At 39.8% G+C, this 19,269-nt stretch carries 17 protein-coding genes; 15 read left to right on the forward strand and 2 right to left on the reverse strand.

What is annotated here, in order from left to right:
* Positions 1 to 28: 28 nt before the first annotated feature.
* Both UNSWCS_RS12645 and UNSWCS_RS12490 read left to right on the forward strand, forming a co-directional pair.
* On the forward strand, positions 29 to 154 hold the full coding sequence (locus UNSWCS_RS12645; RefSeq protein ID WP_021087602.1) for a hypothetical protein: 126 nt from the start codon (positions 29 to 31) through the stop codon (positions 152 to 154).
* Positions 155 to 176: 22 nt separating this feature from the next.
* A complete protein-coding gene (locus UNSWCS_RS12490) occupies positions 177 to 440 on the forward strand; it encodes a hypothetical protein (RefSeq protein WP_051267828.1) in 264 nt (87 codons plus the stop codon).
* Between the two features lie 226 nt (positions 441 to 666).
* Here the strand turns inward: UNSWCS_RS12490 and UNSWCS_RS05275 are convergent, their stop codons facing one another.
* Positions 667 to 3,051 (reverse strand): AsmA-like C-terminal domain-containing protein, encoded by a 2,385-nt coding sequence (locus UNSWCS_RS05275; protein ID WP_235044387.1) that lies wholly within the window; start codon positions 3,049 to 3,051, stop codon positions 667 to 669.
* A 154-nt stretch (positions 3,052 to 3,205) separates the two neighbouring features.
* On the opposite strand from UNSWCS_RS05275, the gene mltG reads away from it, so the two are divergent.
* From mltG to UNSWCS_RS05335, 12 genes are all read left to right on the forward strand, one after another.
* Positions 3,206 to 4,150 (forward strand): endolytic transglycosylase MltG, encoded by a 945-nt coding sequence (mltG, locus tag UNSWCS_RS05280; protein WP_021087638.1) that lies wholly within the window; start codon positions 3,206 to 3,208, stop codon positions 4,148 to 4,150.
* A 63-nt stretch (positions 4,151 to 4,213) separates the two neighbouring features.
* Complete coding sequence (locus tag UNSWCS_RS05285) at positions 4,214 to 6,388, forward strand: NADP-dependent isocitrate dehydrogenase (RefSeq protein WP_021087629.1); 2,175 nt, start codon at positions 4,214 to 4,216, stop codon at positions 6,386 to 6,388.
* A 3-nt stretch (positions 6,389 to 6,391) separates the two neighbouring features.
* Positions 6,392 to 7,285: a lactate/malate family dehydrogenase gene (locus tag UNSWCS_RS05290; protein ID WP_021087639.1), complete on the forward strand. Its 894-nt coding sequence runs from the start codon at positions 6,392 to 6,394 to the stop codon at positions 7,283 to 7,285.
* Positions 7,286 to 7,293: 8 nt separating this feature from the next.
* Positions 7,294 to 7,605, forward strand: coding sequence for a 4Fe-4S dicluster domain-containing protein (locus tag UNSWCS_RS05295; RefSeq protein ID WP_021087617.1), 312 nt, complete (start codon positions 7,294 to 7,296; stop codon positions 7,603 to 7,605).
* Entirely contained in the window at positions 7,602 to 8,732 is a 1,131-nt protein-coding gene (locus UNSWCS_RS05300; RefSeq protein ID WP_021087604.1) for a 2-oxoglutarate synthase subunit alpha, read from the forward strand. The genes UNSWCS_RS05295 and UNSWCS_RS05300 overlap by 4 nt, the downstream gene beginning before the upstream one ends.
* Positions 8,722 to 9,567 (forward strand): 2-oxoglutarate ferredoxin oxidoreductase subunit beta, encoded by an 846-nt coding sequence (locus tag UNSWCS_RS05305; protein ID WP_009293868.1) that lies wholly within the window; start codon positions 8,722 to 8,724, stop codon positions 9,565 to 9,567. The genes UNSWCS_RS05300 and UNSWCS_RS05305 overlap by 11 nt, the downstream gene beginning before the upstream one ends.
* Positions 9,564 to 10,115, forward strand: coding sequence for a 2-oxoacid:acceptor oxidoreductase family protein (locus UNSWCS_RS05310; RefSeq protein WP_021087611.1), 552 nt, complete (start codon positions 9,564 to 9,566; stop codon positions 10,113 to 10,115). Before UNSWCS_RS05305 ends, UNSWCS_RS05310 begins: the two co-directional genes overlap by 4 nt.
* Positions 10,116 to 10,154: 39 nt before the next feature.
* Positions 10,155 to 10,577 (forward strand): hypothetical protein, encoded by a 423-nt coding sequence (locus UNSWCS_RS05315; RefSeq protein ID WP_021087622.1) that lies wholly within the window; start codon positions 10,155 to 10,157, stop codon positions 10,575 to 10,577.
* 430 nt (positions 10,578 to 11,007) lie between these two features.
* Positions 11,008 to 12,846, forward strand: a complete 1,839-nt coding sequence (sdhA, locus tag UNSWCS_RS05320) for an 8-methylmenaquinol:fumarate reductase flavoprotein subunit (RefSeq protein ID WP_021087627.1) — start codon at positions 11,008 to 11,010, stop codon at positions 12,844 to 12,846.
* Positions 12,847 to 12,855: 9 nt separating this feature from the next.
* Positions 12,856 to 13,821 carry an 8-methylmenaquinol:fumarate reductase iron-sulfur subunit gene (gene sdhB / locus UNSWCS_RS05325; protein ID WP_021087624.1) on the forward strand — a complete coding sequence of 322 codons (966 nt, stop codon included), beginning with the start codon at positions 12,856 to 12,858 and terminating at the stop codon, positions 13,819 to 13,821.
* 2 nt (positions 13,822 to 13,823) lie between these two features.
* Positions 13,824 to 14,681: an 8-methylmenaquinol:fumarate reductase membrane anchor subunit gene (gene sdhE / locus UNSWCS_RS05330; RefSeq protein WP_021087619.1), complete on the forward strand. Its 858-nt coding sequence runs from the start codon at positions 13,824 to 13,826 to the stop codon at positions 14,679 to 14,681.
* A 109-nt stretch (positions 14,682 to 14,790) separates the two neighbouring features.
* The gene (locus tag UNSWCS_RS05335; protein WP_021087625.1) at positions 14,791 to 16,074 is read left to right on the forward strand and encodes a tetratricopeptide repeat protein; all 1,284 of its coding nucleotides are present in this window, start codon (positions 14,791 to 14,793) and stop codon (positions 16,072 to 16,074) included.
* A gap of 53 nt (positions 16,075 to 16,127) precedes the next feature.
* On the opposite strand, the gene htpG is transcribed toward UNSWCS_RS05335, so the two are convergent.
* Positions 16,128 to 17,984, reverse strand: coding sequence for a molecular chaperone HtpG (gene htpG, locus UNSWCS_RS05340; RefSeq protein WP_021087641.1), 1,857 nt, complete (start codon positions 17,982 to 17,984; stop codon positions 16,128 to 16,130).
* A gap of 247 nt (positions 17,985 to 18,231) precedes the next feature.
* On the opposite strand from htpG, the gene UNSWCS_RS05345 reads away from it, so the two are divergent.
* The coding region (locus UNSWCS_RS05345; RefSeq protein WP_035143551.1) for a Cache 3/Cache 2 fusion domain-containing protein at positions 18,232 to 19,269 on the forward strand (1,038 nt) is incomplete at its 3' end.

Consider the following 19,269-nt stretch of genomic DNA (forward strand, 5'->3'; position numbering starts at 1 on the left):
TAAAATTTTATGAATTTATTGATTTTTTATGGATAGTGTTAAATTTTTCTCAATCAAATGCCTAAAGAGCTATAAAAACGAGCAAGAGCATAAAAAGAACTTTTTGCTAGTGCAGGCTGGCTTAAAAGCTTGGTATTTTAGAAATTGCCACTAGAAATTTAGCTTTTAAGGCTTTGGTGGATAATAATAAGGTAGATATTTTAAGCTCTTTTGGCGGCTACTTTGAGCTAGATGATCTCTTTGTCTCAAAGCAAACTTTTGGATTTTGGGCAAAAATCATCGATGAAGCCAAAATCCACAATGATATCGTCAATCTTGATAAGCTTGATTTTAAAAAGTATTCTAAATTTAACCGCAAAAATAAACTTTTAAATTATCAAAAAGTAAAGATTTTATATGACCTTGCTGTTAAAATTCGAAACCAAGCATTTTCATTTTGAAAATCTTTATAAGCTAAATGACGATCAAACGCCGAGAATTTCAACTCGTGTTGGTAAAACTTTAGTAGGCATTGATCCGCAAATGTTAGAAGATTTTATTAATGATGCGTTGTTTTGTTTTGATGAGGATCTGGCAAGATACTTAGAATGAGTGGCGGATAATAAGCTCCGCCGTGAACTTCGCCGAAATTATACTAAACAATAATTATTTTTTGCTTAACGCTTTTTACTCAAATATCAAAAACGGAGCCTGCAGAACGTTTCTTATGATCTTTAGTGGCGAGAGTAGAGCATCTTGCAAGATCTGCGTCGAGTATTCTGGCTTTTCAGTTGTGCCACGTATGGCGATGACGGTTGAGAGCGAGCGGTCTTTGCCAAGGATGATTTGGTTGATAAGTGGGATCTTGTCGATGATACCGCTTGCGTCTTTTAGTATCTTTAGCTCAAGATCGATGTTTATCTTTTTGCTCTTTAGATCGATCGTGCCACGTCCGCCGATATCTGCGCTCGTGCCTATCATCTCAATCGCTAAAAACTCGATCACGTCGCCCTTTCTAGTAAGTAAAATTTTACCGTTTTTAACAGTAAAACCCTTGTCGTTAAAGTCAGGCGTTTTAAAGCTAAGAAGCGATGGCACCGAGTTTAAAAAGCTTAAGAGTCTTTGATAAAAGATGTAGTCTTTTAGATACGTGCCAAAAAATCTGACCTCAGCCTTGAAATTTTTAGAGTTTTCTCCAAGCATTTTTAGGCGAAATTTACCGCCCTCAAAGCTCTTGGTGCCTAAAAGACCATTGATAAACTCACCGCTTATATCAGTTGCGTCTAAATTTATGCTTTTCTCATCGCTAAAATATCCAACTCTGCCTTGCTTTGCTAGCCCATTTAGCGAGGTGCTTTTGCCTTTTTTCTCGGCGCTAAAGCTGGTAAATGGCAAGGTTTTGTTTAGATCTTGCAAGATAATGTCGCCATTTTTTGCAAAGAGCTCAAGTGGCGTGCTTTGCGCTTTTGTGCTGTTGTCATCAAGCACAAGCAAATCTAGGTCGTTGCTCTTAGCTTCTATGCCTTTTTCAGCGATATTTAAAGAGAGTTTTTTGCTCGCACTTTGCACTTTTACGCCAGCCTTTGAGACCGTGATCAAAAAGTCGTCACTATCATATTTTGAGCCATTTTTATCCAAAAACGGCATGTCAAATTTAAGCCCTTTTGCCAAAATTTCAAGATTAACAAAGTCCTTGCTTTTTATGCTCACATTTTCAAAGCCAAGCACGCCATTTTGCTTTAAAACTGGGGAGTTTTGCATGATGAAGTTGCTATTTTTTGTAGCTATCACGCTCTCATCGCCAAAGCTTAAATTTAGTCCAAAAGGCTCAATGCTAAGCGTGGTCTCACTTGGCTTACTAAAGTCAAGAAGTGCGGTAAATGGCTCATTTTTAAAGGCTAAAATTTCATCATTTTTCTCTTTTAAATCAAAGCTTTCTATGACGCCTTTTATCTCGCCGGTGCTTTTTTGTAAATTTATATCTGCTTTTGCATTTGCTCTGAAAAAATCAAGCCCAAAGCCGCTTGCATCGATGTTTAGCGTAGAAGTATTTACAAGCTTTACAAGGGCACTTTTAGCGTTAAATTTACTCCCAGCGATATCTAAAACCGCATCACTTATCTTAAAATCGCCATTTGCGATGACGCTTTTTTCATCAAAATTTTCTAAGCTCTTTTCATCAAGCTTTATCAAAATTTTTAAGCCAGCGTCCATTTTGCCGCTTAGCTGCCTAACTGGCACGTTGATCTTATAAGCTCTTAATATCTCATTTATCGCCTCATCGTAAATAGAATTTGTCTTTATAAAAAGCTCTAAATTTGCACTTTTTTCATCAAAGATGTTGTTTATAGCAACATTTGAGCCATCAAGCTTTTTGCCTTTATAAACTGGAGCTGTAAGGTCAAATTTAAGCTTTGAGTTATTAAGCGTGATGTTTGCCTCAGCGACATTTACGGCTGGCAAGCCTTTATCAAATTTAACAAGTAAATTTTTGGCATTTGCAGTCGCATTTAGCTCGTTTAAGAAAAGATCATTTTTTTTAAGGTCAGCCTTGCCATTTATCTCATTTAGGTGATAGTCATCAGCCACGATGTAGCCATATATCCAGTTTTTAACCTCGCTGTTTAGATGTATGCGACTATCAAGCTCAGCGATGAAGTCCTTTATGCTGCCAGCATTTACGTCATAGGCTTTGTAGGTTAAAAGCGTATCTTTTAAGGCAAAGCTAAGCTTGCCATTTAGCTCGTGCGAGGTGAAATTTCCATCAAATTTATAGTCATCCTTGTCAAAATTTGCACTGCCCTCGCCGCTGATGCTTACGTTAAAATCTTTAAGGCTTAAATTTCTTACTATAAAGCGATCGACGCCATCTTGCTGCTCGTTTTGAAATTTGATATCGATGTTTAGATAAGGGCTATCAACGAAAAATATATCATCTAAAAATAAAATTTTGATCTTAAAATCATCGCCGATTTGCACGCTCTCAAGTGAAATTTCTTGAAAAAAGGTCTCAAGATAATCAACGCCTTGACTAAGGTTTAAAAGTCTCTCATCGCTACTTTTTTGCGCCACGTCTTTTTTAAAGCTTGGTAGCTTAATCTGCTTTGCTCTTACAATTAATTTTTTATCTAACTTTATATATAATTGCTCCAACTTTACGCCGTAAAACTCGAAATCGTTAATTTTTATGCCGTATTTTAAAAGCAAAAGAAGCGAAAGAATTAAAATGATAAAAAATTTTATAAAAAAGCCATACCTAGATATTTTCTTTGATATCGTACTCATCGTCGTCCTAAGTGTATTTGTCTATTTGGCACGCCCCATAAACACGAGCAAAGTCGTCTTTGTGCCAAAGGGAAGTGTGGGCGAGATTATATCTTATTTAGCTAATCGCAACTTTAACTTAAGCACGATCGACAAGTATGCCATGCGCTTCATCGGCTCGCCTCAGTCTGGCTGGATCGAGATAGGCAAAGATAAAATTTCAAGGGTTGATTTTTTAAAAAAATTAGCCAAGGCAAAGGCAGCGATGACCGAGATCACGCTAATACCTGGTGAGACTACGATCGTTTTTTTAAACCAGATAGCAGCCCAGCTTGGGCTTGACGGAGCTAAACTAAATAGCGAGTATAACGCCCTTGCGCCAGTCGCTGATGGCTTTTTGATGCCAAATACTTATAAGATCCCAGTTGGCATCAGCGAGAGGCATCTAGCATATTACCTCGTAAATTCATCCAAAAAGGCGCAAAGCGAGATCAGCAGAAAAATTTTTGGCGAATACAACGAGAAAAAGTGGTTTAAAATTTTAACCATCGCTTCAATCATCCAAAAAGAGGCTGCAAATGACGCCGAGATGCCACTTGTCGCCTCAGTCATCTACAACCGCCTAGATAAGGGCATGAGGCTGCAGATGGATGGCACGCTAAATTATGGCATCTACTCGCACGATGTGATCACGGCTGAGCGCATAAGAAGCGATATGAGCGAGTTTAACACCTATCTAAACGACGGCATACCGCCAAGCCCAGTCTGCTCGGTCTCGATAAATGCGATAAAAGCGGCGATAAACCCTGCAAAGAGCGATTATCTATACTTTGTGCTTGATAAAAAGGCGAAAAAACACATTTTTTCAAAAACCTTAAGCGAGCACAATCAAAATATCGCAAAATAGGGCTAAAATACAACTAGCTTTAATAAAAAACGTGATAAATTTCAAAAAATCAAAAGGGCTAAAATGAGTGACATTATCTGGACTAAAACCGACGAAGCACCGCTATTTGCAAGCTACTCTCTCTTTCCTATCGTTAAGAGCTTTTTATCACGCGCTGGCATTAGCATAACTAGGGCTGACATAAGCCTTGCTGGGCGAATTTTATCTCTTTTTAGCAAAGAGCTTGGGCTAAACAAGGCCGACGAGCTAGAGCTTTTGGGTGAGCTAACCGCGCACAAAGAGGCAAATATCATAAAACTGCCAAACATCTCAGCCACGCTCGTTCAGCTAAAAGCGGCCATTGATGAGCTTAGAAGCAAGGGCATAAACGTGCCATTTTATCCAGACGAGATCATCACAGACTACGACGAAGAGGTCGCTAAAAAATATGCAAAAGTGCTTGGAAGTGCGGTAAATCCAGTGCTAAGACAAGGAAACTCAGACAGAAGAGTCTTGCCTCCGGTTAAAGAATTTGCCAAAAAGCATCCACATAGTAATGGCAACTGGGACAAGGCGAATAAAACTAAAATTTGCTACATGCAAAAGGGCGATTTTTATGAAAATGAGCGCTCAATCATCGCAGAAAAAGATGAGAAATTTTATATAAATTTCATAAGTTTAGATGGCAAAAAAGAGCTTTTAAAAGAGCTTGCCGTTCAAAGTGGCGAGGTCGTAGACGCTACCTTTTTAAGCGTAGATGAGCTAGATAAATTTTATGAAAGCTGCTTTGACGAGGCAAAAAAAGAAAATTTAACCCTTAGCCTTCATCTAAAATGCACGATGATGAAGGTTAGTGACCCAGTCATCTTTGCTCACGCGATAAAGAGCTATTTTAAAGAGGTTTTTGAGCTATTTGATGAGGAGTTTAAAACCCACGGCGTTGAGGCGAAAAACGGCTTAAAAGATATGTTTGCTAAAATTTCTCAGCTTAAAAATAAAGATAAAATTTTGGCTAAATTTGATGAAATTTTGAGCAAAAAGGCAAAAATTTGGGCACTAAATGAAAGTGCCAGCAACTTTGACGTGCCAAATGACGTCATCATCGATGCCTCAGTGCCTGCGCTCATTAGAAACTCTGGCAAGGTAAAAGATAGAAGTGGCGAGCTAAATTTCTCGCTTTGTATGATCCCAGATAGGACCTACGCTAGAGTTTATGAGGCCTGCGTGGCGGACTTTAAGGAGCATGGCGCGCTTGATGTAAGCAAGATCGGCAGCGTGGCAAACGTGGGGCTTATGGCTAAAAAGGCCGAAGAATATGGCAGCCACGATAAGACTTTCATCGCAAAAGAGGACGGAGAATTTGTTGTTTGTAACGAAGCTGGCGAGAGTGTCTTTAAATTTAGCGTTAAAAGTGGCGACATTTTTCGGATGACGCAGGCCAAAGAAGACGCGATAAATGCGTGGTTTGAGCTTGCTTTAAAAAGAGGCGAAATTTCAAAAGATGAGCTTATATTTTGGCTAGATAGCAGCCGCGCTCACGATAGAAATTTGATAGCTAAATTTGAAAAATTTAGAGATAATTTTACTAGTGCTGGCGTGAAATTTGAAATTTTAAACTACGAGCAAGCGACTATAAGATCGCTTGAAGCAATAAGAGCTGGCAAAGACGTCATAGGCGTCACTGGCAACGTTTTAAGAGACTATCTAACCGATCTTTTCCCGATATTTGAGCTAGGTGGCAGCTCAAAAATGCTCTCAGTTGTGCCACTACTCGCTGGTGGAGCGATGTTTGAGACAGGAGCTGGCGGAACGGCTCCGACGCTTGTAAAAGAGCTAAAAGAGAGAAATCACCTGCTTTGGGATAGCTTAGGCGAGTTTTTGGCGCTTAGTGCTTCGCTTGAACATTTAGCGTTTTTTAGGCAAAAAAAAGAGGCAAAAGAGCTAAGTGACGCGCTAAATAGAGCTGTTGCTAGCTATTTGGACGAAAATAAAACTCCAAATGCCACTCTTGATACTAGAGAGTCGCACTTTTATTTGGCACTTTTTTGGGCAAGAGAGATGGCAAAAAGTGGCGGGATTTTAAGTAAAATTTTTGAAAATTTAGCAGACGAGCTAGAGAAAAATGAGAGCGAAATTCTAAAGCAGATCAGAGAAAAAGATGGTGCAAGCGTGGAATTTGGTGGATATTACCTGCTAGATGAAGCAAGAGCAAATGAGGTCATGAGACCAAGTGAAATTTTAAATCAAATAATAGGATAAGATATGAAAATAAGTGTAGTTGGAGCTGGAAACGTCGGTGCTAGCATAGCTTATGCGCTTTGCATGAGAGAGCTTTGCGATGAGATCGCGCTTGTAGATATCTTTGGCGACGTGGCGCGCGCAAAAGCGATCGATCTAGCGCAGTCAAGCTGCGTCTTTAACGCTAAAACTAGCGTTTGTGGTGGCGATGATTTTGTGCTAATTGAGGGCAGTGACATCGTCATAGTCACAGCTGGAAGCCCAAGAAAAGAGGGCCAAACTAGAGAAGATCTGCTACTTAAAAACGCCGTTGTCGTAAAGCAAACAGCGCAAAAGATAGCTGAGTTTGCCAAAAACGCAGTGATAATAGTCGTCACAAATCCGCTTGATGTGATGGTCTGGACGGCACATAAATTTAGCGGTTTTAGCAAAAACAAAGTGATCGGCATGGCTGGCGAGCTAGATAGCGCAAGGTGCAGATATGAGCTAGCGCTTTTAAAAGATAAGGACCCTAGCAAGCTAAGAGCAAAGATCGTCGGCGCTCACAATGACAAGATGATCGTATCAGCTAGCAACATAAGCGAAAATTTAAATGAAAATGAGCTAAAAGTGCTCAAAAAAGAGACAAGCACTGGCGGTGCAAAGATAGTTAAGCTTCTTGGCACTTCGGCTTACTACGCGCCAGCGGCTGCAGCTGTGAAGATGTGCGAGATGATCGTTGGCAAGAGCGATGAGATAATAAGCGCTAGCGTGCTAATAGACGATGAGTTAAGTTGCGGCAGGCTAGTAAGGCTTGGACGTGATGGTTTAAAAGAAATTTTAGAGCTAAATTTAGACGAAGACGAGCAAGAGCAACTAAACAAAAGTGAAGCTGAGATTAGAAAAAATATCAAATTTTTAAAAGAAAACTTAGAGTAGGAAGATATATGATCTTAAAAGAAAATGTCCCAGTTTGGGTTGATGAGAGCAGGTGTAAGGCCTGTGATGTCTGCGTGAGCTACTGCCCAGCAGGCGTGCTAGGTATGAGGCTTGAGCCAAAGGCGGTGCTTGGCAAGATGATAGAGGTGGTCTATGCTGACTCATGCATAGGATGCCGTGACTGTGAGCTTCACTGTCCTGATTTTGCCATTTATGTGGCTGATAAAGGCTTTAAATTTGCAAAGCTAACGCCTGAAAGCAAAGAGCGAGCTGCAGCCGTAAAGGCAAATAAATTTGCAAAACTTGGAGAGAGCGCATGAGAGAGGTAGTATCAACTGGAAATGCCCTAGTAGCAAGGGCTGCGGTCGAGTGCGGCTGTAACTTCTTTGGCGGATATCCCATCACTCCAAGTAGTGAGATCGCACACGAGCTAAGCGTGCTTTTGCCAAAACATGGCGGCACATTTATACAGATGGAAGATGAGATAGCTGGAATTTCAGTAGCTCTTGGCGCAAGTGCGAGCGGTGCTAAGGCGATGACTGCAAGTTCTGGTCCTGGAATTTCACTAAAGGCTGAGCAAATAGGCCTTGGCTTTATCGCTGAGATACCGCTTGTCATCGTAAATGTCATGCGCGGTGGCCCTTCAACTGGCCTACCAACCCGCGTCGCGCAAGGCGATATCTTGCAGGCTAAAAACCCAACTCATGGCGATGTAAATATGATAGTGCTAGCCCCTAGTAGCCTAGAGGAGTGCTATACGCAGACGGTTCGCGCCTTTAATCTCGCAGCTAGGTTTATGACACCAGTTATGTTATTGCTTGATGAGACGATAGGTCACATGCAAGCAAGGGTTAGTTTGCCTGAAATCAGCGAGCTAGAAATTTATAAAAGAAGAGAATTTAATGGCGAGCCAAAAGAGTATAAACCCTACGAGGCAGCACCAGACGCGCCAGCTACGCTAAATCCTTTCTTTAAAGGCTATCACTACCATATAACTGGGCTTCATCACGGCGCTACTGGCTTTCCAACAGAAGATGGCAAGATCGTTGAATACTCAATGAATAGGCTGTTTAACAAGATAAATTTACACACTGATGAGTGCGAGAAATTTGAAGAGTTTATGCTAAATGACGCTGAAATTTGTATCATAGCCTTTGGTAGCGTGGCGCTTTCAGCTAAGCAAGCGATACTAAATTTACGTGAAAAAGGGCTAAAAGTAGGGCTGTTTAAGCCACTCACACTTTTTCCAGCTCCAGCTAAAAAGCTAAAAGAGATATCAGATAAATTTAAGAAAATTTTGGTCTGCGAGCTAAATTTAGGTCAATATAGTGGCGAAATTTCAAAGATCATCTTAAGAGATGACTTTGCAAAACTGCTAAAAGCAAATGGCAGACCGATAAGCCCAAGCGAGATCGAGGCGAAGATAGGAGAAATTTATGGCTTTTAATTATGATAAATATTTACGAACAGATAAAATGCCTACTCTTTGGTGCTGGGGCTGTGGCGACGGCGTCATACTAAAGGCGCTCATCCGCGCTATCGATACCATGGGTTGGGACATGAACGACGTTTGCGTGGTCTCAGGCATAGGCTGCTCTGGTCGCTTTAGCGGATATCTTGACTGCAACACCATCCACACAACTCACGGCAGAGCCGTAGCCTACGCGACTGGTGTAAAGATGGCAAACCCAGACAAGCACGTCATCGTAGTAACTGGCGATGGCGACGGACTAGCGATTGGAGGCAACCACACGATACATGGATGCCGCCGAAATATCGGGCTAAATCACATCTTAATCAACAACTTTATCTACGCGCTAACCAACTCGCAAACCAGCCCAACCACGCCAAAGGGCATGTGGACGGTCACAGCGCAATACGGCAACATCGATCCTAGCTTTGACGCCTGTAAGCTCGCAACTGCCGCAGGTGCTAGCTTTGTCGCACGTGGTAGCGTCATCGAGCCAGAGAAGCTTACAAAGCTCTTTGTAGAGGGCTTTAGCCACGATGGATACAGCTTTTTTGATGTATTTTCAAACTGCCATATAAATTTAGGCCGCAAGAACAAAATGGGCGAGGCGGTGAAAAATTTAGAGTGGATAAAGGGCCGCACGACGAGCAAGGTCAAATTTGACATGCTGAGTGACGAAGAGAAAAAGGGCATTTTCCCACTTGGCGTGCTTCACAAAGATGAAGAAAAGATCGAATACACCAAAGCTTACGACAAGGTAAGAAAGGCTGCTATGAGCAATGAAGCGATAAATTTTGAGGAGCTAGCATGAAGTCACAATTAAGATTTGTCGGCGTTGGCGGACAGGGCGTCATACTAGCAGGCGAGATCCTCTCAGCCGCCAAGATAAAAGCAGGTGGATATGGCGTCAAGGCCTCTACCTACACATCTCAGGTGCGTGGCGGTCCAACGAAGGTCGATATCATACTTGATGAGAAAGAAATTTTATACCCTTACGCAAACGAGGGCGAGATAGACTTCATGCTTGCCACTGCGCAGATAAGCTACAACGCCTTTAAAAGCGGCGTGAAAGAGGGCGGTGCGATCGTTGTCGAGCCAAATTTGGTAAAAGTGAGCGATGAGGACAAAAAGCGCTGGAAAATTTATGAAATTCCTATCATCTCTATCGCAAAAGACGAGGTTGGTAACGTCATCACTCAAAGCGTCGTGGCTCTTGGTGTGGCTGTGGCGATGAGTAGGTGCATGGATGAAAATTTAGTGCGTGAAGAGATGCTAGCAAGCGTGCCAGCTAAGGTCAAAGAGGCAAATGCTAAAGCTTACGAGCTAGGCCTAAAATACGCAAAAGAGCTTTTAAAATAAATTTTTGGCTAAATTTAAATTTAGCCAAAACCTCACAAAATGGATCAGATAAAACTAGAAAATTTCCGCAAAGAATATGGCTTTGAGATGCCGATAGTTAGGAGCTTGCCATATGATGAGTGCTTAAAGATAAGAGAAAATTTACTTCATAAATTTAGCCTAGATAATATAGATGAGTTTTTTAAGATAGATAAATTTAGCAAGCTTGATGGCTTTAATGCGGACGAAGAAAATTTTAATCTCAAGACCGCTTTTAGCAAGCTTGGCATCGCCAAGCCAAATGAAATTTGCATAAATTTTAATAAATTTGAGAGTATTGATATTTTACGCTTTGATGATCTCTTTAAATTTTTTAGCGATATCTGGTATCCGTCACTTGATGACATTGAGATATTTGATATAAATTTAAGCTTCATTTTCTCAGTCAGACACTATGGGGCTATCTATTATTTTACTCTCTAGCTATCAAAAATTTACAAATTTATATGATTTTTGATAATCATACGATTTTTATCCCATTTAAATTTATTAGTTTTAATTATTTATTTAATTTTAAGTAATATCCTCAAAGATGCGTAAAATTGGCTATTTTATAACATCTTATCTATTTTTATTAATATATTGCGAGATAATATTATTTTTATCTTTATCGAAATAATAAATTTATAAGTAGTAGCTACAAATACGATAAAATGGTTTTTTACTAAATGATTTTAGCTATTAAATCTCACTATATAACCTAAAATAAATCTTTATGTTTCTTTTAAGTAAATTTTATGTAAAGTTTCATTATTAATTTTTTTATTAATATAGTTGTTTTAAAAAATATTAAGAAATGAACTGGCGGTGCGTTTTTTGACGCTAATAAACTTATTAAAATAGGAAGTTATCAATGAGTGAAAAATTTACCAGAAGAGAATTTCTACAAAGCGCCTGTATCAGTGTAGGTGCATTAGCTACAACAGCTGGTGCGACCAATGTTTTTGCTGGTGAGTTGCCAAAGGGCAATGAAAATGGCTTGCCATCTGTTGATGTGCTAATAATCGGCTCTGGCGGTGCTGGACTTCGTGCAGCAACAGCCGTTCGCAAGCAATATCCAAACTCAACCGTCGTTGTCGCTACAAAGATGATGCCATCACGTAATGCGACCTGTATGGCAGAGGGTGGCATAAACGGCGTTACTGACTTTAGCAACGGCGACAGCTTCAAGCTTCACGCTTATGACACCGTAAAAGGTGCAGCATATCTTGCTGATCAAGATGCAGTTGTGAAATTTTGCGAGGCAGCAGGCGCAGTCATCCACGAGCTAGACTACAACGGCATGCTCTTTTCTCGTAAAGATAATGGCGACGTGGCATTTCGTTTTATGGGTGGCGCTAGTAAAAAACGCTGTAACTATGCAGCTGATAAAACCGGTCACGTTTTGATGCACGCCTGTCTTGACGACGCTATCACAGCTGGAGTTAAATTTCTAATGGACCATGAGCTACTTGAGATCGGTCTTGAGGACGGCAAAGTTGAAGGCGTCGTTCTTCGCAACATCCAAGATGGTCAAATTTACCCAGTTCTTTGCAAATCTCTAGTCATTGCAACTGGCGGATACACTAGAATTTTCTATAACCGCACATCAGTTCCATTTATAGCAACAGGCGATGGCATAGCTGCTGCGCTTAAAGTAGGTCTTGGTTTTGAAGACCCTGAGATGCTTCAGTTTCACCCAACTGGCGTTCAAAATGGCGGTACGCTTATCACAGAAGCTGCTCGTGGCGAGGGTGGTTACTTGCTAAACAACAAGGGCGAGCGCTTTATGAAAAACTATCACGAAAAGATGGAGCTAGCTCCTCGTGACGTCGTCGCTCGTGCTATCGAGACAGAAATTCGCGAGGGTAGAGGCTTTGGCGAGGGTATGAGTGCTTATGTGCTTTGCGATGTTCGTCATCTTGGCAAAGATACTATCATGAAAAAGCTTCCAAAAATTCGCCACACTGCTATGCTTTTCCAAGACATCGACCTTATCGAGCAACCAGTGCCTATCCGCCCAACAGCTCACTACTCAATGGGTGGTATAGAGGTAGCTAAATTTGATGATATGAGCACAAAAATCCCTGGAATTTATGTAGGTGGCGAGGCTTCATGCGTATCTATCCACGGTGCAAACCGCCTTGGTGGTAACAGCCTAACTGACGCAGTTGTAACTGGCGATCTAGCTGGCAAAGGTGCTGGTGCTTACGCTCAAAATGCAAAATTTGCAAGCGGTAAGAAAACTTCTGAGCTAGCAAAAATGTGGCAAGATAAATTTAAATCTATCGCAACAGGCGAGGGTGGCGTAAATGATATGTACGCACTTCGTGAAGAGCTTGGTAAAAATAACTGGGATCTAATGGGTATCTTTAGAACTGGTGCTAAACTTGATCAGCTCTCTAAAAACCTAGAAGCTATCCAAGCAAAATATGACACCATCAAAGTGCCAAATCAAAACCCAGTTATGAACACAGCATTTACCGACTATGTCGAGCTTGGCAACCTTATACTTCTTTCTCGTGCAGCATGTCTTGCAGCGCAAAATCGTCTTGAGAGCCGTGGTGCTCACACAAGAGAGGACTATCCAAAAAGAGATGATGTAAATTTCTTAAAACACAGCATAGTCACACTAAAAGACGGCAAGCTTGAACTTAGCTACAAAGACGTTGTGACAGGCATATTTTCACTTGACGGCAAGAAGCCAGAGTAAGGAGCTAGGATGAAAATTATTATCGACCGTTTTGACGGAACTAAAAAATATGAATCAACTTATGAGCTAACAAATGAAGAGATCAAAGGCAAAACTCTTTTAACGGTGCTTTTTAACATCAAACAAAAAAAGGATGCGACGTTAAATTTCACAGCATCTTGCCGCTCAGCGATATGCGGTGCGTGCGCTGTTAGAGTAAATGGTCACTCATATCTAGCTTGCGATACAAAGATGAACGAGCTTTTGGCTGAGTATGGCAATCCAGATACTATTAGAATTTCACCACTTGGAAATTTTAAGGTTATTTCAGATCTTATGGTGGATTGGGAGCCAAGTATCGAAAATTTACGCAAGATCAAACCAAGCATCACTGCTAAGCCAGAATTTAGCGCTGCAAAAGGCTGTAAGCAAAGCCAAAAAGAGTACGACAAAGTCGCACTTGAATGGGACTGCATACTTTGCGGTGCATGCGCTAGCGAGTGTAATAAACTTGAAGCAGACGCGAGTGATTATATGCAGCCATTTGTCTTTGTGCATGCTTATAGAGCTGCCTTTGACTCACGTAGCAAAGATCCTATGCCACACCTAAAACCAGCTATCGATAATGGCCTTTGGATGTGTGTAAAATGCCAAGAGTGTGCTGATCGCTGTCCAAAAGGCATAAGTGCATGCGGCGACATAACTGATCTTCGTATCATGGCTATACAAAAAGGCTTTAATGAGGGCATGGGACCAGATCACGCTGAGGCGTTCTTAACCGATCTAGTTGATGGCTCAGGCAGACTAAATGAGGTTAGACTTGCGCTTCGTTCAGAAGGCGTTATCAAAAATATGGGCAAACTAGACATCGCTGCAAACTTAATGCTTGCTGGCAAGATGAATCCGCTTCATGTATTTGGCGAAGAAGACATAGAGGGTCATGATGATCTAGTAAAAATGATAAATGCGGCTCGCAAAGCTGCTAGTAAGGAGTAATTATGCAAAATGAATTCGCTTTTTTCCCAGGATGCGTACTCACTCAAGCAGCTAAAGAGGCTAAGATGTCGCTTGAGGCCATCGCTCCAGTACTTGGCTGGAAGCTTCACGAGATAAAGGGCTGGAGCTGCTGTGGTGCTCAACAAGCACAAGACGTAGATCCTATGGCTGCACTTGTAGCAAATGCTAGAAACATAGCGCTTGCAGAGCAGATGAATATGCCGATGCTTACGACATGCTCAACCTGTATGCTAACTCTAACAAGAGCTAAAAGCACGCTTGATAAGGGTGCAAAAGATCGTATAAATACATTTCTAGCTGAAGGCAATATGAAATATAATGGTACATCTGAGGTAACAAGCCTTCTTTGGGAGCTTTACCAAAATGTCGATACGCTAAGAGCAAAGGTTGTTAAACCACTTAGCGGACTAAAAGTAGCGCTATTTTACGGCTGCCACAGCCTAAGACCTGAAAAAGATCTACATAACAGAGAAAGCTCAGTCAATCCAAAGAGCTTTGAAACTGTTGTAAGCGCACTTGGTGCTACTATCGTGCCATTTGAGAAAAGACTTGACTGCTGCGGCTTCCACGCTAGCTATCCAGCTGGAAAATCAGTAAGAAAAATGTCAAGCCAGATCGTAAATAACGCTGATCAAAATGGCGCAGACGTAGTTGTCACTCCGTGCCCACTTTGCCAAATGCAACTTGACATCTATCAAGAGAGATATCAAGATGAGAACCACTCAGATGTTAGAAAACCTATCATCCACCTCTCTCAGCTTGTAGGCCTTGCACTTGGCCTATCTGTCGAAGAGCTAGGTCTTGATCTAAACATCATCGACGCTAGCAAGATAGCGTAAATTTAAATTTGTGTGAGCTTTGGCTCACACTCTACTTTAACGCCAAAATCAAATTTACTTATTTTTAAAATTTCTACTATAATTTGTAAAATTAATACCAAGGATAAAAATGGCTATACCAAAATTTGGCAATAATATTGCTGCAATGATCAGTAAATTTCAAGATGATGCAATGGCATATGCAAGAAAAGGTGATCTAAAAAAGGCAGTTGCAACTGCACAAAAAGCTTACAATATCGCACCACAAAATATAAAAACTCTTGAAATTTTAAATGCTGCACTTATAAGGTTATTTGACTTTGACAAAGCCATAGAATTTGGACTAAAAACCATCAAGTTAAACCCAAATAATTTAAATGCATGTGATACTTTGGCTCATGCATATGGATATAAAGGTGATTGGCAAAAATGTGGAGAATTTGGAAAGCGTGCCCTTGAGATAAGAGATGCAATGGTAATGACCTCACTAGGAGGCAAATTGCCTGCATTGCCGCAAGTAAAAGATGAGTCAAATCGCACAAAAAATATCATTTCTTTTACGCTTTTTGGCTCAAGTTCATATTACTGCGAAACAGCCATCTTGAATGCACAATTAGTAAGAGAAATTTATCCAGAAAATTGGATTTGTCGTTTTTACATTGATGAAAGTGTGCCAGAAACGATAGTTAAAAGATTAAAAGAGCAGGGTAGCGAGATAGTTATAGCTGATGATGAGATGAAGAAATTTCCAAAAATATTGTGGAGATTTTTAGCAGCAGATGATGAAAATGCTAAATTTGTAGTCTTTCGCGATGCTGATAGCGTGATATCTGAGCGCGAAGCATGGTGTGTAAATGAGTGGCAGCAAAGCGATAAGTTATTTCACATAATTCGTGACGGCTCATCTCATACCGAACTTATCCTTGCTGGCACATGGGGCATGAGAGCTGGTTTGTTTAATATGAAAGATTTAATGACTGATTATTTTAAATATGCAAAAATAGATGGCAGATATGATGATCAATTTTTTCTTAGAGGCAAAATTTGGCCTTATGCAAGACAAAGCGTGCTAATGCACGATAGAATTTTTGGTTTTATGGATGCTAAAAAGATAGCGCCACATCTTTTTTTTGATTATGCTATTACACATATAGGATGCTGTGAAGGAAACGCCACTATAAATGTAAATGCACCTACAGGTGTTAAGGATGCAAGCCGTGTCAAATGGCAGTTATTTAGTAGAATTTCTCCAAAATTAGATAAAAATTTAAATATAGTTGATAGCGGTAATGAACGTTTTATTTGCGAGTATGAAGCCGTTGTGAAGAACGCTAAGATAGAAATTTTCTTACCAAGACGCTATGCGTATGGCTTTTCAAATGGATTAAGTCGCATTAATATTGATGTGCTTTAAATTTAAAAATATAAAAGCTAAGTAAAGCCCAAATTTCTTTGGGCTTACAAATTTTATATAGCTTTTATCATCACTTTTGTTAGAAGTTCTGAAAATTTAGCTGGATTTTCTAGGCTCATGCCCTCATTTAGCCTTGCCATATCAAGAAGCAAAGGTGCTATGTCATAAACCATCGCCTCGTTTTTCTCAAGTTTGGCAAAAATTTCATGATCAGCATTTATCTCCAAGATCGGCTTAACTTTTGGAGCATTTGCGCCTTGTCCCATCTGTTTTAACATCTCTTGCATAGCGTAATCAGGGTCGTTTTTATCATATATTAGCACCGCAGCCGAGCTTGAGAGCCTTGAGCTTAGCCTAACGTCTTTAACTTCGTCTTTTAATATCTCTTTCATCTTAATAAGCGTGTTTGCGACCTTGCTCTCATCGACCTTCTCATCGTTTTTGATCTCGTCGTTTATATCAGCGTGTGAGACTGATTTTAGAGGTGTTTTGTCAAATTCATTGACCATTGGTATGACGATCGTGTCGATCTCTTCGTCCATTATTAACACTTCTATGTCGTTTTTCTTAAAGCTCTCAAGAAGCGGTGAATTTCTTAGCATATTTTCGTTGTTGCCGCTGATATAGTAAATCGACTTTTGATCCTCTTTCATCACCTCTTTGTACTCTTTTAGGCTGATAAGCCCATCTCTTTTTGAGCTTTTAAATAGGCAAAGATCCAAAATTTGCTCTTTTTCAGCGTTAAAACCGTAAAGTCCCTCTTTTAAAACCTTGCCAAATAGTTTGTAAAATTTTATGTATTTTTCGCGGTCATTATCTTTTACTTTTGCAAGTTCGCTTAAAATTTTCTTCACACTCTGCTCTTTAACGGTTCGCATGATCGCATTTTCTTGTAAAATTTCACGGCTAACGTTTAGCGGTAGGTCTTCAACGTCGATCACACCTTTGATAAATCTTAGATAAGGTGGCAAAAGCTCTTTTGCATCGTCAGTTATAAAAACCCTCTTCACATAGAGCTTCACGCCACTTTGATAATCAACCCTAAAGAGGTCAAACGGCTCAGTGCTTGGCACATAAAATAGCGTCGAGTACTCGATCTTGCCCTCAGCTTTTGTGTGGATATAAAGAAGCGGATCACTGCTGTCATGTGAAATTTGCTTATAAAAGTCGTTGTAGTCTTGCTCTTTTAAGCTGGCTTTATTTAGTCTCCAAAGCGCATTTGCCTTATTTATCTGCTCGTTTTTAGTCTCATAAGTGCCCTCTTTTTCGCCTTCTTTTGGTGCGACATAGCTCTCTTTATCCATAAATATAGGATAAGGGATGTGGTTTGAATACTTTTTAACTATCTCTTCGATGCGCCAAGAATTTGCAAATTCATCGTCATTTAAATGGAGGATTATATCCGTACCAAAGCCATCTTTTTTAGCATCTTCGATCTCGTAGCTTTTTGCATCAGATGTCCATTTATAGGCCTTCTCACTTAGTGCTCGTTTGCTTATGACTTCGATCTTGCTTGCCACCATAAATGCTGAGTAAAAGCCCACGCCAAACTGGCCGATCAGCGAGCTATCTTTTTTGGCATCGCCGCTTAAGCTTTGCATAAAGCCTTTTGTGCCACTTCTTGCAATGGTGCCTAAATTTGCGATAAGCTCGTCTTTATCCATGCCGATACCGTTGTCGCTGATGGTTAAAGTCTTAGCTTTTTCATCTACTTTGATGTCGATCCTTGGAGTGTAGCTTAAACTTTTATACTTTTCATCAGTCAAGCATAGGTAGTTTAGCTTGTCAAGCGCGTCGTTTGAGTTTGATATGAGCTCTCTTAAAAATATCTCTTTGTTTGAGTAAAGAGAGTGGATCATCAAATTTAAAAGGTCATTGACCTCAGTTTGAAATTCAAATTTATCTGCCATTTTATTTTCCTTGTTTTAAATTTTTGGCAGATTATAGCACAAAGTGATAAAAATATACTTAACCTTGATAGTATTACTATCAAGGTTTTTAACTTTATTTTTTAAAATTTGTGTTATAAAAGTAATAATTATAAATATAAAATTAATGTAAATTTAAAAAATATTATTAAATATGCGTTTTTCTACATTTTTTCATTTAAAATAGGAGTATAATTAAGATGAAAAATTAATAGCATGGAGGGATGAGATGAATTTACGTAGTATTTTGGTAAAAGTTTCAGCAACGATTGCTGTTGTTTTAGCGGTCTGTATGATATGCTTTGTTTTCTACACGTCACATATCTTAGAGCGTGAGATCAAGGAGGGAGTGGTAACTACAGTTAAACAAGACGTTGCACTTGCGATGGATACGGTTGAGCTGTTTGACAGAGATAATGAAAACAACGCTAAGTTATTTTTAAGTGTTTTAAAAGAGCTTGTAGGAAAAATTTCAACCAATCAGCATATGATTAAAACTGCTGGTCATGAAGCACTTGAGCTAATATCGTATAATAAAGGCACATTAAACAATAGCTATGAATTAGTTGATGCATTTGGCAAGGCTACAAATGGTGGAATTTCTACCATATTTGCTAAATCAGAAGGCGGTTTTTTAAGAATTAGTACATCTTTAAAAGATTCTAATGGAAAAAGAGCTGACGGTACATATCTTGATAAAAATAGTGAGGCCTATAAAAAGATAATAAATAAAGAGAGCTATATTGGCATAGCTAATCTTTTTGGACACAGTTACGTATGTAGCTACGAGCCAGTTATCGAAAAAGGCGAGGTTGTAGCAGTTTTATTTATAGGTTATGACTTTACTGAAGGTCTAGAAGACCTTGAAAAAACAATGTCACAAATGAAGTTAGGTGAGCATGGATACTTCTCTATCTTTAATACAAAAACTAACAAATTTGAGATCCACCCAACTCAAGCTGGCAAAGAGCTAAGTAGTGATGTTAAAGCTGCTATGGAAAAAATAGCGAAACAAAAAGAAGGTGTTGAATTTGCTAATACTGGTGGTGTTGAACGCATAGTTGCTTTTGAGCCATTTGACAAGCTAAACTGGATCGTGCTTGGCTCAGCTGTTACTGATGACTTTTTAACACCTCAAAAGGTTGTTAGTAAAAACTTCATCATAGCAAGCATTATAGTTACCTTGCTTCTTATCATAGTATCTATCTTCTTGCTTAAAAAGCTAGTTGCAAATCCTATCGATAGACTAGGAGCAAATTTAAATGCT

It is taken from the genome of Campylobacter concisus UNSWCS (assembly GCF_000466685.1).
GTDB lineage: Bacteria > Campylobacterota > Campylobacteria > Campylobacterales > Campylobacteraceae > Campylobacter_A > Campylobacter_A concisus_A.

Excerpts from the sequence above, each read along its gene's own strand:
- UNSWCS_RS12645 (WP_021087602.1), top strand. The coding sequence starts at position 29 with ATGGATAGTGTTAAATTTTTCTCAATCAAATGCCTAAAGAGCTATAAA.
- mltG (WP_021087638.1), top strand. The coding sequence starts at position 3,206 with ATGATAAAAAATTTTATAAAAAAGCCATACCTAGATATTTTCTTTGAT.
- UNSWCS_RS05285 (WP_021087629.1), top strand. The coding sequence starts at position 4,214 with ATGAGTGACATTATCTGGACTAAAACCGACGAAGCACCGCTATTTGCA.
- UNSWCS_RS05290 (WP_021087639.1), top strand. The coding sequence starts at position 6,392 with ATGAAAATAAGTGTAGTTGGAGCTGGAAACGTCGGTGCTAGCATAGCT.
- UNSWCS_RS05295 (WP_021087617.1), top strand. The coding sequence starts at position 7,294 with ATGATCTTAAAAGAAAATGTCCCAGTTTGGGTTGATGAGAGCAGGTGT.
- UNSWCS_RS05300 (WP_021087604.1), top strand. The coding sequence starts at position 7,602 with ATGAGAGAGGTAGTATCAACTGGAAATGCCCTAGTAGCAAGGGCTGCG.
- UNSWCS_RS05305 (WP_009293868.1), top strand. The coding sequence starts at position 8,722 with ATGGCTTTTAATTATGATAAATATTTACGAACAGATAAAATGCCTACT.
- UNSWCS_RS05310 (WP_021087611.1), top strand. The coding sequence starts at position 9,564 with ATGAAGTCACAATTAAGATTTGTCGGCGTTGGCGGACAGGGCGTCATA.
- UNSWCS_RS05315 (WP_021087622.1), top strand. The coding sequence starts at position 10,155 with ATGGATCAGATAAAACTAGAAAATTTCCGCAAAGAATATGGCTTTGAG.
- sdhA (WP_021087627.1), top strand. The coding sequence starts at position 11,008 with ATGAGTGAAAAATTTACCAGAAGAGAATTTCTACAAAGCGCCTGTATC.
- sdhB (WP_021087624.1), top strand. The coding sequence starts at position 12,856 with ATGAAAATTATTATCGACCGTTTTGACGGAACTAAAAAATATGAATCA.
- sdhE (WP_021087619.1), top strand. The coding sequence starts at position 13,824 with ATGCAAAATGAATTCGCTTTTTTCCCAGGATGCGTACTCACTCAAGCA.
- UNSWCS_RS05335 (WP_021087625.1), top strand. The coding sequence starts at position 14,791 with ATGGCTATACCAAAATTTGGCAATAATATTGCTGCAATGATCAGTAAA.
- htpG (WP_021087641.1), bottom strand. The coding sequence starts at position 17,984 with ATGGCAGATAAATTTGAATTTCAAACTGAGGTCAATGACCTTTTAAAT.